A 16821-nucleotide genomic window follows, 5' to 3' on the forward strand; every position below is an offset into this window, starting at 1 on the left:
CCGCGGCGACGGTCAGCGCGTGACGCTGAGGAGGCGGCGGGCGAGGGCTTCCTCGACCACCAGTTCTGTCACGAGTCCCGCGGCGAGCGCACCGCGCAGGGCGCTCAGCTTCGACAAGCTCGACACGACGCAGAATCGACGCGGGATGCGGCGCACGGTGTCGAGGTCCGGTCCGCTGGAGCGGGCATTGAGCTCGGGGATGTCGCACGATCCGTCGACGCGATAGAACACGGTCGCGCAGTCGCCGACGACGCCCTCGCGTTCAATCACCGCACCGTCACGATCGTCGAAGTAGTCGCCGCTGTACACGTGCGAAGGGACCTCGGCGTGCGGGGACCCCAGACCGAACACGAACAGGCCCACTCGCTGCTGGATCTCCAGGACCGAGCGCACCGATCGTTCGCGCCACATCGCCTGCTTGGTGCGGGGGTCGTCGAACAGTGCCGGTACCGGGAATTGGTGCACCGACGACGACCACGCGGCACCGAGACGAGAGAGGATCTCCCCCGCATACGGGATGCCGGAGGTCCGGAGGTTCGCGGCCCCGTTCATCTGCACGATGTGGGTGTCGTGCACGTCCTTCGCAGGGACGTGCCGAGCGATCGCCGAGAGGGTGGACCCCCACGCGATCCCGATCGTCATCGACGACTCGATGCGCTCGACGAGGATGCGCGCCGCGGTCAGCGCCGTGCGCTCGAGGCGCTCCGCCTCGGACGTGCGCGCGGGGGTCGGGACGACGTGCGCGGTGATGCCGAAACGATCGGAGATGCGCTGCGCCATCTGTCCGCGCGCGTCATCGGGCGAGCTGATCGAGATGGTCACGAGCCCGACGTCGCGAGCGTGCTGGAGCAGCCGGGAGACGGACGACCGGGATACCCGCATCTCGTGGGCGATGGCATCCATCGTGAGGTCCTGCATGTAGTACAGCTGCGCCGCGCGCAGCGCGTCTCGGGAACGTTCCTCCGTTTGCGTCGTCATCGTCTCCCTCTCGTCGCTTGCCTATTCTGCACGTTTGTTCAAGGGGCTTGCAACAACGTGCAGTGGCGCGCATCCTCGTTGTACCTCAACGAAAGGTCGCAGTCGACATGTCGTCCCCCTCTTCTTCGCTCCGCGCCGACGTCCAGGCGCTCCGTGACGCCGAAGACCTCGACGTCCTCATCATCGGAGGGGGCATCAACGGCCTCGCCACCCTCCGCGACCTCGCCCTCCAGGGCGTGAAGGTCGCACTCGTCGAGCGCGGCGACTTCGTCTCGGGCGCATCCTCGGCGTCCAGCCACATGGTGCACGGTGGCATCCGCTACCTCGAGAACGGCGAGTTCCGTCTCGTGAAGGAGGCGGTCACCGAGCGCAACGACCTGCTCAAAACGGCTCCGCACTACGTCAAGCCGCTCGAGACCACGATCCCGATCTACAAGACGTTCTCGGGCATTCTCTCGGCCCCCTTCCGCCTTCTCGTCACCCACGGTCGCGGCAAGCCCAGCGAGCGCGGCGCGCTGCTGATCAAGGTCGGTCTCATCATGTACGACACCTTCTCGCGCGACGGCGGCACCGTCCCGCGGCACAAGTTCTTCGGGAAGAAGAAGTCGCTGGCCGACCTCCCCCGCCTGAACCCCGACCTCGCCTACACCGCGACCTACTTCGACGCCTCAATGCACGATCCCGAGCGCATCGCCCTCGACGTGCTGCACGACGGCATCATCGCCGGCGGCGGACGCACCCAGGCCGTCAACTACGTCTCGGCCGTGGGCGCCGATGAGAACGGCGTGCGCGTGCGTGACGAGGTCTCCGGCGAGGAGTTCTCGGTCACGGCCAAGGTCATCCTGAACACCTCCGGCCCCTGGACCGACCTCACAAATTGCGCCATGGGACTGCCGACGGAGTTCATGGGGGGAACCAAGGGTTCGCACATCGTCCTCGACAACCCGGAGTTGCTCGCGGCGACCGGCGGACGAGAGATCTTCTTCGAGCACTCCGACGGTCGCATCGTGCTGATCTACCCGCTCAAGGACCGCGTCCTCGTCGGTACCACGGATATCGACGCCGACCCGGGTCAGCCGGTGGTCTGCACGGACGACGAGATCGAGTACTTCTTCGACCTCATCGGCGCCGTCTTCCCGACGGTCGCGGTCGAACGGTCGCAGATCGTGTACACGTTCTCCGGCATCCGTCCGCTGCCCCGACACGACGACACGGCGCCGGGCTTCGTCTCCCGCGACTACCGCATCGTCGAGAACGAGATCGGCGGCACCCCGGCCATGAGCCTCGTGGGCGGCAAGTGGACCACGTTCCGCGCCCTCGCCGAGCACCTCAGCATGAAGACGCTGCAGCGGCTGCGCCGCCCCCACCGCGTCAGCACGCAGGGCCTCCCCATCGGCGGCGGCAAGGCGTTCCCCACCTCGCCTGAAGAGCGTCGCCGCTGGGTGGCCGCGCGCACGAATGCCCACCCGGCCGCCGTCGTGGATGCCATGCTCGAGCGCTACGGCACGCGCGCCGACGCGATCCTCGACGTCCTGCCCGCCGAGCCGACCGCGCTCGAGCACGCTCCCGGTTACTACCGCGAAGAGCTCGTTTGGATCGCCGAGAACGAGCAGGTCGTGCACCTCATCGACGTGCTCCTGCGCCGGACGCACCTCGCCTTCGTGGGAGGGATGACCGAGCGCACTCTCCGCGAGGTCGCTGACACCGTCGCGGCTCCGCTCGGGTGGGACGCGGCGCGCGTGGACGAGGAGATCGCCGCCGCCACAGAGACGCTGCGCACGGCGCACCGGGTGGATCTCGCCGAGGCCGGCGTGGCCCGAATCTGAGAGAACGTGCGGGCGCGCCTTCTGTTGCGCGCCCGCACGGCGGCCATACATTCGGGGTAACCGAGCCGCGAAACGTCCGAGCCGATGGCGGCCGGGCACAACAGAAAGGTCGATGACGACATGCAAGAAGTGAATCTGGGGCTGTACTTCCTCTCGGAGGTCGTCGGCACCGCCATGCTGATCCTGCTGGGTTGTGGCGTGGTCGCCAACGTGGCGCTGGCCAAGACCAAGGGCAATGCCGGTGGATTCCTGATGGTGAACTGGGGATGGGGCCTCGCGGTCTTCGCCGGTGTCATCGTCTCCGCCTACTCCGGTGCGCAGCTGAACCCGGCCGTGTCCATCGGACTCCTGGTCCACGGCGACATCTCGATCGCACAGTTCTTCGTGGCCGTCGCCGCGCAGCTGATCGGCGCCATCATCGGTGCCGTGCTCGCGTGGGCGTCGTACAAGCAGCACTTCGACGATGAGCCGGACCCCGCCGCCAAGCTCGGCGTTTTCTCGACGGGACCGGCGATCCGTTCCTACGGCTTCAACTTCCTCACCGAGGTCATCGCGACCTTCGTCCTGGTGTTCGTCATCTTCGGCTTCCGCGACTACGGTGTCGCCGACATCGGCGTCCCGGGCGGCATCGGTGGCCTCGCCGCCGTCCCGGTGGCCCTGCTCGTGGTCGGTATCGGCGCCTCCCTCGGTGGCCCGACCGGGTACGCGATCAACCCCGCCCGTGACCTCGGACCCCGCATCGCGCACGCCCTCCTGCCGATCAAGGGCAAGGGTTCCAGCGACTGGGGCTATTCGTGGGTCCCCGTCGCCGGCCCCCTGGTCGGAGGCGCGCTCGCCGGGCTGCTGGCCCCCGTGCTCCTGGGCTTCGTCGCCGCCTGATCCCCGGCGGGGGCGTCGCACCGACGCCCTCGCCCCTCCCTCCGTTCCCCTCCGATCCACCTCAACCCACTGACAAAGGAGTCCATCCATGGCCGACTACGTCCTCGCCATCGACCAGGGCACGACCTCGACGCGCGCGATGATCTTCAACAAGTCCGGCGGCGTCGTCTCCGTCGGACAGAAGGAGCACGAGCAGATCTTCCCCAAGGCCGGGTGGGTCGAGCACGACCCGCTGGAGATCTGGCGCAACACGCAGGAAGTGATCGGTCTGGCCCTCAGCCGCGCCGACATCACCCGCCACGACATCGCCGCGGTCGGCATCACCAACCAGCGCGAGACCGCCGTGGTCTGGGACAAGAACTCGGGCAAGCCGGTCTACAACGCCATCGTGTGGCAGGACACGCGCACGCAGTCGATCGTCGACCGCCTCGCCGATGGCGACACCGAGCGCTACAAGAGCATCGTGGGCCTGCCGCTGGCGACGTACTTCTCGGGCACGAAGATCGTGTGGATCCTTGAGAACGTCGACGGTGCGCGCGAGAAGGCCGAGGCCGGCGACCTGCTGTTCGGCACCACCGACACCTGGGTGCTGTGGAACCTCACCGGCGGTATCGACGGTGGCGTCCACGCGACCGACGTCACCAACGCCAGCCGCACGCTCTTCATGGACCTCGAGACGCTCGAGTGGCGCGACGACATCCTCGCCGACTTCGGTGTGCCCAAGTCGATGCTCCCCCAGATCCGCTCCTCCTCCGAGGTGTACGGAACCGTCGAGTCGTCCTCGCTCCTGCGCGAGACCCCCGTGGCCGGCATCCTCGGCGACCAGCAGGCGGCCACGTTCGGTCAGGCCGCCTTCGACCCGGGTGAGAGCAAGAACACCTACGGCACCGGCAACTTCCTCATCTTCCAGACGGGTGAGGAGATCGTCCACTCCAAGAACGGCCTGCTGACGACCCTCGGGTACAAGCTCGGCGACCAGCCGGCGCGTTACGCTCTCGAGGGCTCGATCGCCGTGACCGGTTCGCTCATCCAGTGGCTGCGCGACCAGCTCGGCATCATCTCCTCGGCCCCTGAGGTCGAGGCCCTGGCGCGCACCGTCGACGACAACGGCGGCGTGTACTTCGTGCCGGCGTTCTCGGGCCTGTTCGCTCCGTACTGGCGTCCCGACGCCCGTGGCGCGATCGTCGGCATGACGCGGTTCGTCAACAAGGGGCACATCGCCCGCGCTGCTCTGGAGGCCACCGCCTTCCAGACCCGTGAAGTCCTCGAGGCCGTCAACGCCGACTCGGGCGTCGACCTCACCGAGCTCAAGGTCGACGGCGGGATGACCGCGAACGATGAGCTGATGCAGTTCCAGGCCGACATCCTCGGTGTGCCGGTCGTCCGTCCCGTCGTCGCCGAGACCACCGCGCTCGGCGCGGCGTACGCGGCCGGCCTCGCGGTTGGCTTCTGGGACAACCTCGATGACCTCCGCGCCAACTGGCAGGAGGACAACCGCTGGGAGCCCGACATGGACTCCGACGAGCGCGACCGCGAGCTGCGCCTGTGGAAGAAGGCCGTGACCAAGTCGATGGACTGGGTCGACGAGGACGTGCGCTGAGCGCTCCCCTCAGAACGGAACCCCGTCGGCTTCGCGCCGGCGGGGTTCCGTCGTCTGCGGCCCTGCGACGGCGACGCGTCAGGCCGCTATGACCACCGGCTCGTGCCGCACCGGGAAGTTGACCGAGTTTGCGATGAAGCACCATTCGCGCGCCTGGCGATGCGCCGCGATCGCGGCCTCCACCATGGACTCCTCCGCCACCACGACCTGTGGGCGCAGCAGGACATCCGTGAACGCGCCCCCACCCTTGCCGTCCTCGACGAGCGTTCCGCTGGCATCGTCTCGGTAGGACACCACGACCACGTCCGTCTTCACGCACGCGTACAGGTACGACAGCAGGTGACATTCGCTCAGAGCGGCCAACAGCAACTCCTCGGGGTTCCACTTGGCGGGATCACCCCGGAACGGCGTGTCCGCCGACGCCTCGAGCAGGGGCTTGCCGTCGACCACGAGCGAGACCGATCGGTCGTAGTCGCGGTACCCGCTCGTGCCGGTCCCCCGGTCTCCGGTCCACGTGGCCTGCAAGCGGTACTGGTGCTCTCCGATCATGGTTCCATCCTGCTCCCTCCCCCGCGCGCCGTCGCGTGAGTCGCCCGGATTCGTGGCCTCACGAGGCCGAGAAGCGACGAACCTCGGCGACCCACGCCCGCATCTCACCGGCACGGACCCGCCGGATACGATGGAGGGATGCCTGCCACAGCCCCGGATGCCGTCGAGCTCGCCGTCGTCGAACGCAGCGGATTCATCGAGTCGCGCCACCACGGGGTCGCCGTGGTTCTGGCGCCCGACGGGTCCGAGCACCTCGCCCTGGGCGACCCGTCGGCGCACTTCCTGCCCCGCTCGAGCATGAAGCCGCTGCAGGCGCTGGCGTGCCTCTCGGCGGGGGCGGACCTCGTCGGCGAACGCCTCGCCCTGTCGATGGCGAGCCACTGCGGCACCGAGCGGCACGTCGAGGTGGCCCGTGGCATCCTGGAATCCGCCGGGCTGACCGAAGACGACCTCGGCTGCCCCGCCGCCTGGCCGACCGACACGCAGAGCCGCGACGAGCTCGTCCGCGACCACGGCGTTCCCTCTCCCCTGCGAATGAACTGTTCGGGCAAGCATGCCGCGATGCTGTTGACCTGCGTGACGAACGGGTGGACGACGGCGGACTACCTCGACCCGCAGCACCCGCTGCAGGTGCACATCCGAGAGGTCATCGAGCGGCTGGTCGGCGAGCGGATCACCACGACCGCGATCGACGGGTGCGGCGCCCCGGTGTACGCGATGAGCCTGACCGGCCTCGCGCGCGCCATCCAGCGCCTCGCGACCTCGTCCGAGCGGTCGCCGTTCGCCCTCCACCGCAGCGCGGGCACCCTCGTGCGCGCCGTGCGCGAGAACCCCTGGGCGATCGATGGCCCCGGCCGACCCGACACGATCGTGATCGAACGGCTCGGCGTCTTCTCCAAGATGGGTGCCGAGGGCGTGCAGGTGATGGCCGCGCCGAACGGCACGACGGTCGCCCTCAAGATGCTCGACGGTTCCAATCGCGCGGGTCACGCCGTCGCGCTCCGTCTGCTGGAGCGCGCGGGCGCCCTCGAGGCCGCTGCGGTCGCGGACGCCCTGTCCGCGCTGCCCCTCACCGTTCTCGGGGGCGGTCAGCAGGTCGGCGTCATCCGCGCCGCCGTCTGAACAAGGACGGTCAGAGACCGCCGTCGACCGACCGCGGGTAGGCGATCGGTTCGTCGGGCACGAGCACCTCGGTGTCGCGGTTCAGGCTCTCGCCGCGGAAGAACGGCCGGGACCGCGGGAACGCGTACCAGAGCAGCATCAGCACGACGCCGATCGCGAGCGAGCCGATCCCCAGCACGAACGTGCCCCCGATCCCGAACAGGACGGTGTAGCCGTACTCCGGGTCGTACATGTCGATCGCCGACTGGACGAACGCGTAGGTGAGCATCAGCGCGCCGAGAAGGGGCAGGATGCCGCGATACACGAGGTTCCTGGCCGACGTGAACAGGTCGCGACGGAAGTACCAGACGCACGCGTAGCCCGTGATGGCGTAGTAGAACGCGATCGCGAGTCCGAGCGACAGGATCGAGTCCTGCAGGATGTTGTCGCTGATGAGCGTCATACCCACGTAGTAGATGCTCGCGACGATGCCCATGACCAGTGTCGAGAACGACGGTGTCTGGAACCGCGGGTGCACCGTGCTGAATCGCTGCGGGAGCGCCTTGTAGGCGGCCATGGCGAGCGTGCCGCGGGCGGTCGGAAGGATCGTGGTCTGCGTCGACGACACAGCCGAGATGAGGACCGCCACGATGAGGATCCAGCCGAACGGTCCGAAGAGCCCGTCCTTGAGCGCGAGGAACACGTCGTCGGCGTTGTCGGCGTTCGCCAAGCCGGTGCCGTCCTCACCGACACCGGCGTACATCATCGCGGCCACGGTCACGGCGACGTACGTACCGAGCAGGATGACCGTGGTCAACAGCGCCGCGCGGCCCGGAATGCGCTTCGGGTCCTTCGTCTCCTCGTTGAGGGCGAGGCACGTGTCCCAGCCCCAGTAGATGAACAGCGCGAGCAGAACCGCCTCGGTGAAGCCGCTCCAGTCGGTGAAGCCGAACGGGTTGAACCACGCGAGGTCGAAGGGCGTCGGATTCGGAGCCGTGCCGTCGAAGAACTTCCACAGGGCGACGACGACGAACAGGGCCAGCACGAGGTACTGCACCCCGAGCAGGATGTTCTGGATGCGCTCGCCGATCTCGACACCGCGGTAGCTGACGTAGGTCATCGCGGCGATGAATGCGACACCCGTCGCCGTGACCAGGGGGACGTTCTCCGCGAGAGACCCGTCGCCGATCAGCGACCACAGATAGATGCCCGCGATCTGGGCGAGGTTGGCGAGCACCACCATGCCCGCAACCGCGACCCCCCAGCCGCCCATCCAACCCACCCACGGCCCGAAGGCCTTCGTCCCCCACGTGAACGTCGTGCCGCAGTCGGGCACGTCGTTGTTCAACTCGCGGTAGGCGAACGCGATGAAGAGCATCGGGATGAACGCGATGATGAACGCGATGGGAGCCGAGGCGCCCACCGCGAGGACGACGAAACCGAGAGTGGCGACGAGCGAGTACACCGGCGCGGTGGAGGCGAGACCGATGACGGTCGAGCCCCAGAGGCCCAGGGTTCCCGCGGCCAGGCCCTTGCCGGCCGTCCGTTCGGGTGCGGAGGTCATCTGCTGAACGTAGAAGTCAGCAGGCCCCCGGGTCAAGCACCGCCGGTCAGGCGGCGCGTCGGGTGACGTCGAGCACGACAATGGTGATGTTGTCGCGGCCGCCGTTCTCGAGCGCCGCCGCCATCATGGCCTCGACAGCATCGGCCGGGTCGGGGTTCGCCTCGAGGAAGTGACGGATGCCGAAATCGGTGAGTTCCTTCGTCAGCCCGTCCGAGCAGATGACGAAGCGGTCGCCGTCGAGCACCTCGAGGCGGAGGTAGTCGGGTTTGACGCTGTCACTCGGTCCGACGGCACGCGTGATCACGTTCCCGTAGGGGTGGTTCTCGGCCTCTTCCGGGCTCAGCCGGCCGGCGGCGATGAGCTCTTGCACGACCGAGTGGTCGGTCGTGATCTGGACGATGTCGTCATCGCGCAGGAGATAGACACGGGAGTCGCCGATGTTCAACGTCACCCAGTGCGGTTCGTCACCGGCCGCTTCGAGGTACAGGCCCGTGAGGGTCGTTCCCGTCCCCTCGTCGGTGGTCCCGGGGTGGGCGACGATGTCTTTCACCGCGCGCGAAAGGGCCTTCTCGATGTTCTTCGGGGAGACGGTGCCGCCCTCGACGACCGCGCGCAGCCGTTCGACGGTACTGGCGCTCGCGATCTCGCCTCCCAGGTGCCCGCCCATCCCGTCGGCGACGACGAAGAGCGGGAACTCCGCCAGGACGGCGTCCTGGTTGACCTCGCGACGTTTGCCGGTGTCGGTGGTCGCCGCCCAGGAGAGGTCGAGCGCGCCGCCCGTGACCGGGACAGTCCGCGAATGGGTGGTCACCTCGGGCACGAACGATCCTCCGGTTGGCCGACATCTTCGCCGGCGGGAACGCACGGCTCTGTCATCCTAGTCGACACGCGGACGTCGCCTCGGGACGCCGCCGGGCGCGGCGCCGGCGGCCCGGATCCCCCTGGGCTCCCCGCCGTTCACGCGGGGAGCCCACGGCGTGCGGTCAGGACTGGGGACCCGCCGGCGGAGGCGGCGTCGGTCCTGCCGGCGGCGCGGGTGGCGGCGGCGTGGTGCCGGCCGCCGGTGGCGTCTGCGGCGGGCTGTAGGGCTGAGCGGGCGGTGCGTAACCGGCGGCCGGCGCACCGTAGCCTCCTGTGGCGGGCGGTGCCTGCACCTGCTGACCGGGCTGTACCGGGATGCCGTTCCAGACCGTCTTGTCCGCGAGGAACGAGTTCGCCCACGGCGAGGGCTGGATGTTCGGGTTCCAGGGGTTGCTGCCGAAGGCGAGGATGCCGAGCCAGATCCACTGGCCGAGCGGCCCGAGGATGAACAACAGCAGGATCGGCCAGTCGCGGCCGAACTTCGCGTTCACCCGGTACGCCACCATGATCAAGGCGACGAACAGTGCCAGACCCGCCAGGTACTGCAGGACCGGGATGGCCGAGGCGACCACGAGCCCGAGGATCACCCACGGCGAGAAGTCGCCGAGCTTGGCCAGGACGAGGTAGTTGTAGATCGGCACCCAGGCGCGCCACTTGCCCTGTACGCCCGCCTTCTCGAAGACCTTCGACAGAAGGAAGGCACTGATGACGTAGGCCACGATGGCGAAGAGGAAGCCGAAGAGGCCGAGGATCAGGAAGGCAGCGGCCGACGCGGCGTCGCCGGCGCCGTAGTCGTAGTAAGCCAGATGGATCATGACGAAGTTCCTCTCGGGTCGGGTGCACACGGGCGCCCGAATTACGGACGGGAGTCTCCCGTGTAGGTCATGGTAGCGAACCTGAATGTTCGCTGAAAGTACCCGGTTCGCGAAGGTCAGACCAGCACTTCCACCTCGCCCGCTGCCCCGTCGCGCACCACGACCCCGGACGACCGCGCCCAGTGGAGCAAGTCGGCCCGGGACGCGATGTCCGCCCGCATGGTGGCCAGCGCGCGCGTGAGCTCACCCTTCGCTCTCTTGTTGAGGTGGTTGAGCGCCCGCACCGTTCCATCCGCACCCGCGGAGACCACGCGGACGTACACCCCGTCGACGCCTGCCGGGACAGGGCCGAGGGCGGCGTACGCCTCGGACCGGAGATCCAGGACGAAGCCCGGCGTGACTTCTCGGATCGCCGTGGACACGGCATCCCTCCAGATGTTCCGCGGCGACGGCGCACCGGGAAGCGAGGTCGACGCCGAGAGGCGGTACATCGGAATTCCATCGAGCGCCCCCACCGGGCCGAACGGCGCCGAATGGATGAGGACGTGAGCACCCAGCCACGAACGGGCGCTCGCGTCGAGGGTCTCGGCATCCAGGGCATCGAAGAGCACGCCTGTATACCGATCGACCGCGGGGAGCGTGGGCGCAGACCGCAGGGCGGCATTGTGGGCGACCTCGTGTCGGCGGCGCGCGCTGAGCTTGAGCACGCGAAGGGACGCCTCTTCGTCGGCGCTCAGCGCGACCAATGCGTCCACGACCTCCTCGCGCTGCGCGCGGAGTGACGGGAGGGCGAGCATGCCCAGGTCGATCGGAGCGCCGTCGCCGGCGGGGCGTTTGGTCTCGGACGGGGGAAGGAGAACGAGCATGCGACCTCGGGAGAACGAGCGACGCGCGCCGCCCGGCGAACCGGACGACGCGCGTCGTGAGAGAGGGAGTGTCAGGAGACGAGCGAAGCGTGACCGGCGACGATCGTCAGCTCGTCGTCCGCCATCGACAGGAACCCGTCCTCGGCACTGGCGATGGTCTTGGTTCCATCGACGCCCGTGATGCGGACCTCGCCCTGGGCGAGGATGGCGAGCACGGGCTCGTGACCCTGCATGAAACCGATCTCGCCCTCGACCGTCTTGGCCACGACGAGCGTCGCCTCACCGGTCCAGACCTCGGCTTCGGCCGAGACGAGGTTCACGCGCAGCGGCATCTCAGCCGTTCTCCTTCTGGATCTGCGCCCACTTGGCCTCGACGTCCGCGATACCACCGACGTTGAAGAACGCCTGCTCGGCGACGTGGTCGAAGTCACCCTTGACGATGGCGTCGAACGACTCGATCGTCTCCTTGATCGGGACCGTGGAGCCCTCGACGCCGGTGAACTTCTTCGCCATGTAGGTGTTCTGCGAGAGGAACTGCTGGATGCGGCGCGCACGCGACACGACGATCTTGTCTTCCTCGGACAGCTCGTCGACACCGAGGATCGCGATGATCTCCTGCAGTTCCTTGTTCTTCTGGAGGATCTGCTTGACCGCCGTGGCCACGCGGTAGTGGTCGGCGCCGATGTACCGCGGGTCGAGGATGCGGCTCGTCGAGGTCAGCGGGTCGATGGCCGGGTACAGACCCTTCGACGCGATCTCACGCGAGAGCTCGGTCGTGGCATCCAGGTGCGCGAACGTGGTCGCGGGGGCCGGGTCGGTGTAGTCGTCGGCCGGGACGTAGATCGCCTGGAGCGACGTGATGGAGTGGCCGCGCGTCGACGTGATGCGCTCCTGGAGAACGCCCATCTCGTCGGCGAGGTTCGGCTGGTACCCCACGGCGGAGGGCATACGACCGAGCAGCGTCGACACCTCGGAACCGGCCTGCGTGAAGCGGAAGATGTTGTCGATGAACAACAGCACGTCCTGCTTCTGCACGTCGCGGAAGTACTCCGCCATCGTCAGCGCGGACAGCGCGACGCGCAGGCGCGTCCCCGGCGGCTCGTCCATCTGGCCGAAGACGAGCGCGGTCTTGTCGAAGACGCCCGCCTCCTCCATCTCACCGATGAGGTCGTTGCCCTCGCGGGTGCGCTCGCCGACACCGGCGAACACCGACACACCGCCGTGGTCCTGCGCGACGCGCTGGATCATCTCCTGGATGAGGACGGTCTTGCCGACACCGGCACCACCGAAGAGGCCGATCTTTCCACCCTGCACGTAGGGGGTCAGGAGGTCGATCGACTTGATGCCCGTCTCGAACATCTCGGTCTTCGACTCGAGCTGGTCGAAGCTCGGCGCCTTGCGGTGGATGCCCCAGCGCTCGGTGACCTCGATGGTCTCACCGGGAGCGGCGTTGAGCACCTCGCCGGTGACGTCGAACACCTTGCCCTTGGTGACGTCGCCGACCGGCACCGAGATGGGGCCGCGGGTGTCACGAACTTCCTGTCCGCGGACGATGCCGTCGGTGGGCTTCAGTGCGATGGCGCGCACGAGGTCGTCGCCGAGGTGCTGCGCGACCTCGAGCGTGATCTCGGTGGAGTCGTCACCGATGGTGATGGTGGTCTTCAGCGCGTTGTAGATCTCGGGGATCGCGTCGTGCGGGAACTCGATGTCGACGACGGGCCCGGTGACACGCGCGACGCGGCCGACGACAGCCGCGTCGGTCTTCTCGGCGGTGAGGCTCATGGCTTCTTCTCTCCTTGGGGACTTACTTGCCGGATGCCAGAGCATCGGCGCCGCCGACGATCTCGGCGATCTGCTGCGTGATCTCCGCCTGACGCGCGTTGTTGCGCAGGCGGGTGTAGTCGGTGATGAGCTTGTCGGCGTTGTCACTGGCCGACTTCATCGCCTTCTGCGTCGCGGCGTGCTTGGCGGCCGAGGACTGCAGAAGGGCATTGAAGATGCGGCTCTGGATGTAGACCGGCAGGAGCGCGTCGAGAACGGTCTCGGCGTCCGGCTCGAACTCGTAGAGCGGGTAGGTCTCCGACTGCGCCGGGGCCTCGTGCGCCTCCAGCACCTCGAGCGGCAGCAGCCGGACGGACTCCGGCGACTGCGTCATCATGCTGACGAAGCGGTTGTACACGAGGTGGATCTCGTCGACGCCCTCGTTCTCGCCGCCCGCGCGGTAGGCCTCCAGGACGGCATCCGAGATCGCCTCCGCCGTGGAGAACTGCGGGGTGTCGGTGTCGCCGACCCACTGCGCGACGCTCGGCATGCGCCGGAACTGGAAGTATCCGACGGCCTTTCGCCCCACGAGGTAGAAGACGACCTCTTTGCCCTGCGAGCGGAGGAGCTCGGCCAGCTCGAGACCCTCGCGGAGGATCTGCGAGTTGAATGCGCCGGCGAGGCCGCGGTCAGAGGTGAAGATCACCACGGCGGAGCGGCGGATGTTCTCGCGCTCGGTCGTCAACGGGTGGTCGATCGAGGAGTGCGTGGCCACCGCGGAGACAGCGCTCGTCACGGCTCGCGCGAAGGGCGACGCCGCGCGCACACGCGTCATCGCCTTCTGGATGCGCGAAGCCGCGATGAGCTCCATCGCCTTCGTGATCTTCTTGGTCGTCTGAGCAGAACTGATCTTCTGCTTGTAGACCCGCAGTTGTGCGCCCATGATTCCGTTCTCGTGTCGCCGCTATCAGCGACGGCCCTTGACGATCCGCTCCTGGTTGACGTCCTCGGCCTCGGCCGCCTCGACCTGTTCGGCGCCCACGACGCCCTGGTCGGTGCCCGGCTGGAACTCGAGGATGAACTCGTCGATCTTCTTCTCGAGCTCGGCGACCGTGTCGTCACCCAGCGCGTTGGTCTCGCGCAGCGTGTCGAGGACCGTCGAGTTACGACGCAGGTAGTCCAGCAGCTCGCTCTCGAAGCGCAGCACGTCGGACACCTCGATGGTGTCGAGCTTGCCGTTGGTTCCGGCCCAGATCGAGACGACCTGCTCCTCGACCGGGTACGGCGAGTACTGCGGCTGCTTCAGCAGCTCGGTCAGACGCGCACCACGAGCCAGCTGGCGACGCGAGGCCGCGTCGAGGTCGCTCGCGAACATCGCGAACGCCTCGAGCGAGCGGTACTGCGCCAACTCGAGCTTCAGCGTTCCGGAAACCTTCTTGATCGACTTCACCTGGGCGTCACCGCCGACGCGCGACACCGAGATGCCGACATCGACCGCGGGGCGCTGGTTCGCGTTGAAGAGGTCGGACTGAAGGAAGATCTGGCCGTCGGTGATCGAGATCACGTTGGTCGGAATGTACGCCGAGACGTCGTTGGCCTTGGTCTCGATGATGGGCAGACCCGTCATCGAACCCGCGCCGAGCTCGTCGGACAGCTTGGCGCAACGCTCGAGCAGACGCGAGTGCAGGTAGAACACGTCGCCGGGGTACGCCTCACGGCCCGGCGGGCGACGGAGGAGCAGCGAAACGGCACGGTAGGCCTCGGCCTGCTTCGACAGGTCGTCGAAGATGATGAGGACGTGCTTGCCGCCGTACATCCAGTGCTGCCCGATGGCAGAGCCCGTGTACGGAGCGAGGTACTTGAAGCCGGCGGGGTCGGACGCGGGGGCGGCGACGATGGTGGTGTACTCCATCGCTCCGGCGTCTTCGAGCGCTCCCTTGACGGAGGCGATCGTCGAACCCTTCTGACCGATGGCGACGTAGATGCAGCGGACCTGCTTGTTGACGTCGCCCGACTCCCAGTTGGCCTTCTGGTTGATGATCGTGTCGATCGCGATGGCCGTCTTGCCGGTCTGGCGGTCGCCGATGATGAGCTGGCGCTGGCCACGACCGACGGGGATCATCGCGTCGATCGCCTTGATGCCGGTCTGAAGGGGCTCGTGAACGCTCTTGCGCTGCATGACGCCCGGCGCCTGCAGCTCGAGGGCGCGGCGGCCCTCGGTCGCGATCTCGCCGAGACCGTCGATCGGGTTGCCCAGCGGGTCGACGACACGACCCAGGTAGCCGTCGCCGACGCCGACCGAGAGGACCTCGCCGGTGCGGGTGACGCTCTGGCCTTCCTCGATGCCGGAGAACTCGCCGAGGACGACGACACCGATCTCGTGCTCGTCCAGGTTCTGCGCGAGACCCAGCGTGCCGTCACCGAAGCGGATGAGTTCGTTCGCCATGACGCCGGGCAGTCCCTCGACGTGAGCGATGCCGTCGGCCGCGTCGACGACGGTGCCGACCTCGGTCGCACCCGCGCCCGTCGGCTCGTAGGCGTTGACGAAGTCCTTCAGCGCGTCACGGATGACGTCGGGGCTGATAGAGAGTTCTGCCATTGTCTTCCTTCGTTCGTGGGGCGCGAGCCCCCAGATCTCCACCCGCTCGGGCGGGAAAGTCTTAGCCGGCGATGCGCTGGCGAAGGTCGGCGAGTCGTGCGGACACGCTCGCGTCGATGACGTCGTCGGCGATCTGCACGCGCAGGCCGCCTACCACCGTCGGGTCGATCACAGTGTTCAGGCTGACCGCTGCGCCGTACCGCGCGCGCAACGCGTTCTGCAGACGGGTCTGCTGCTCAGCGCTCAGGGGGGCCGCAGCGGAGACCGTCGCGACGATGCTCGAGCGCTGATCGGCCACGATGGCCTCCGCGCGCCGCAGGAGCGCACGGATACGACGACCGCGGGCCTGCTGCACGAGGGACGAGACGATGAGGGTCGTCGCGGCGCTCGCGCGTCCCTCGAGGAGGGTCGACACGAGCGAGACCTTCGCCGAAGAGTCGCCCATACGACCACCCAGCGCGAGTTCGAGCTCGCCGTTCGACGACACCGTGCGGGAGAACTGGAAGAGCTCGCCCTCGATGTCGACGGACCGATCGGCCACCGCGGCCGCTCGGACGGCGAGTTCTTCCAACCCGTCCACGAACTCGGCGGCGTTCGACCACCGCTGCTCCGCAGCGCGACGCAGGAGCGAGACGGTCGGCTCGCGGAACGTCGAACCGAAGACCGCGGTCACCAGTCCCTCGCGAGCGGCAGCCGGTGCTGTCGGGTCGGACAGCGCGCCGCTCAACTGCGCCGACCCGCTCACGGCGCCGACGACCGCGAAGAGCTCGCGGGCGACGTCGAGGTCGACGCCCGGGGTCGCCGTCAGCGCCTCGGTGGTCGCGGTCCGCGCCTGAGTGGTCGCGCTGCCCATTACTGGGCCGCCTTCTCGGAGGCTTCGAGCTCGGCGAGGAAGCGGTCGACCACGGCCTGCGCACGGGCGTCGTCGGAGAGCGTCTCACCGATGACGTTTCCGGCGAGGTCGACGGCCAGCGTGCCCACCTCGGCGCGCAGCGAGACGAGGGTCGACTGACGCTCGGCTTCGATCTGCGCGTGCGCAGCAGCGGTGAGGCGTGCGGCCTCGCTGGACGCGGTTTCCTTCGCCTCGGCGACGATCTTCTTGCCGTCCTCACGGGCGGCCTCGCGGATCTCACCGGCTTCCTTGCGCGCCGCGGCGAGCTGAGCGGTGTACTGCTCGAGCGCGGCCTCGGCCTCGCGCTGCGCCTCATCGGCCTTGGCGATGTTGCCCTCGATGGCGGCGCTGCGCGCGTCGAGAACCTTCGCCATCCGCGGCAGCGCGATGCGCCAGACCACGAAGCCGATGATGACGAAGCAGACCAGCGACCAGGTGATGTCGTAGACCGCGGGCAGAAGCGGATTACCGCCGCTGTGACCCTCTTCGGCTGCGACCGTGACAAGAGCCTGAAGCATCCTGTCTCCTTA

Annotated in this window: 16 protein-coding genes; 4 read left to right on the plus strand and 12 right to left on the minus strand. The window is 68.1% G+C overall.

Annotation, left to right across the window (positions count from 1 at the left end):
- Window positions 1-12: 12 nt before the first annotated feature.
- The gene (locus D8Y23_RS01745) at window positions 13-978 is read right to left on the minus strand and encodes a sugar-binding transcriptional regulator (protein WP_128216450.1); all 966 of its coding nucleotides are present in this window, start codon (window positions 976-978) and stop codon (window positions 13-15) included.
- A gap of 107 nt (window positions 979-1085) precedes the next feature.
- On the opposite strand from D8Y23_RS01745, the gene D8Y23_RS01750 reads away from it, so the two are divergent.
- The 3 genes from D8Y23_RS01750 to glpK all read left to right on the plus strand — a co-directional run bounded on the left by D8Y23_RS01750 (window position 1086) and on the right by glpK (window position 5283).
- Entirely contained in the window at window positions 1086-2804 is a 1719-nt protein-coding gene (locus D8Y23_RS01750; protein WP_128216451.1) for a glycerol-3-phosphate dehydrogenase/oxidase, read from the plus strand.
- Window positions 2805-2924: 120 nt separating this feature from the next.
- Complete coding sequence (locus D8Y23_RS01755; protein WP_128216452.1) at window positions 2925-3683, plus strand: MIP/aquaporin family protein; 759 nt, start codon at window positions 2925-2927, stop codon at window positions 3681-3683.
- An 88-nt stretch (window positions 3684-3771) separates the two neighbouring features.
- A complete protein-coding gene (gene glpK, locus D8Y23_RS01760; RefSeq protein WP_128216453.1) occupies window positions 3772-5283 on the plus strand; it encodes a glycerol kinase GlpK in 1512 nt (503 codons plus the stop codon).
- A 78-nt stretch (window positions 5284-5361) separates the two neighbouring features.
- On the opposite strand, the gene D8Y23_RS01765 is transcribed toward glpK, so the two are convergent.
- Window positions 5362-5832 (minus strand): OsmC family protein, encoded by a 471-nt coding sequence (locus D8Y23_RS01765; protein ID WP_128216454.1) that lies wholly within the window; start codon window positions 5830-5832, stop codon window positions 5362-5364.
- A gap of 138 nt (window positions 5833-5970) precedes the next feature.
- Here D8Y23_RS01765 and D8Y23_RS01770 point away from each other — a divergent pair, with 138 nt between their 5' ends.
- Window positions 5971-6954, plus strand: coding sequence for an asparaginase (locus D8Y23_RS01770; protein ID WP_128216455.1), 984 nt, complete (start codon window positions 5971-5973; stop codon window positions 6952-6954).
- A gap of 10 nt (window positions 6955-6964) precedes the next feature.
- On the opposite strand, the gene D8Y23_RS01775 is transcribed toward D8Y23_RS01770, so the two are convergent.
- From D8Y23_RS01775 to D8Y23_RS01820, 10 genes are all read right to left on the minus strand, one after another.
- On the minus strand, window positions 6965-8497 hold the full coding sequence (locus D8Y23_RS01775; RefSeq protein WP_128216456.1) for an APC family permease: 1533 nt from the start codon (window positions 8495-8497) through the stop codon (window positions 6965-6967).
- A gap of 46 nt (window positions 8498-8543) precedes the next feature.
- Entirely contained in the window at window positions 8544-9317 is a 774-nt protein-coding gene (locus D8Y23_RS01780; RefSeq protein ID WP_128216457.1) for a PP2C family protein-serine/threonine phosphatase, read from the minus strand.
- A 163-nt stretch (window positions 9318-9480) separates the two neighbouring features.
- Window positions 9481-10173, minus strand: coding sequence for a large exoprotein (locus D8Y23_RS16670; RefSeq protein WP_164878101.1), 693 nt, complete (start codon window positions 10171-10173; stop codon window positions 9481-9483).
- A gap of 116 nt (window positions 10174-10289) precedes the next feature.
- Window positions 10290-11039: a peroxide stress protein YaaA gene (gene yaaA, locus D8Y23_RS01790; protein WP_128216459.1), complete on the minus strand. Its 750-nt coding sequence runs from the start codon at window positions 11037-11039 to the stop codon at window positions 10290-10292.
- A 71-nt stretch (window positions 11040-11110) separates the two neighbouring features.
- On the minus strand, window positions 11111-11371 hold the full coding sequence (locus tag D8Y23_RS01795) for a F0F1 ATP synthase subunit epsilon (protein ID WP_128216460.1): 261 nt from the start codon (window positions 11369-11371) through the stop codon (window positions 11111-11113).
- 1 nt (window position 11372) lies between these two features.
- Entirely contained in the window at window positions 11373-12821 is a 1449-nt protein-coding gene (gene atpD / locus D8Y23_RS01800) for a F0F1 ATP synthase subunit beta (protein WP_128216461.1), read from the minus strand.
- A 22-nt stretch (window positions 12822-12843) separates the two neighbouring features.
- Complete coding sequence (locus D8Y23_RS01805) at window positions 12844-13743, minus strand: F0F1 ATP synthase subunit gamma (protein WP_128216462.1); 900 nt, start codon at window positions 13741-13743, stop codon at window positions 12844-12846.
- A gap of 24 nt (window positions 13744-13767) precedes the next feature.
- Window positions 13768-15399: a F0F1 ATP synthase subunit alpha gene (gene atpA / locus D8Y23_RS01810; RefSeq protein WP_128216463.1), complete on the minus strand. Its 1632-nt coding sequence runs from the start codon at window positions 15397-15399 to the stop codon at window positions 13768-13770.
- Between the two features lie 61 nt (window positions 15400-15460).
- Window positions 15461-16252 carry a F0F1 ATP synthase subunit delta gene (locus D8Y23_RS01815; RefSeq protein ID WP_128216464.1) on the minus strand — a complete coding sequence of 264 codons (792 nt, stop codon included), beginning with the start codon at window positions 16250-16252 and terminating at the stop codon, window positions 15461-15463.
- A complete protein-coding gene (locus D8Y23_RS01820) occupies window positions 16252-16809 on the minus strand; it encodes a F0F1 ATP synthase subunit B (RefSeq protein WP_128216465.1) in 558 nt (185 codons plus the stop codon). The genes D8Y23_RS01815 and D8Y23_RS01820 overlap by 1 nt, the downstream gene beginning before the upstream one ends.
- Window positions 16810-16821: the final 12 nt, after the last annotated feature.

This window comes from Microbacterium enclense, assembly GCF_004022425.1.
Taxonomy (GTDB): domain Bacteria; phylum Actinomycetota; class Actinomycetes; order Actinomycetales; family Microbacteriaceae; genus Microbacterium; species Microbacterium enclense_A.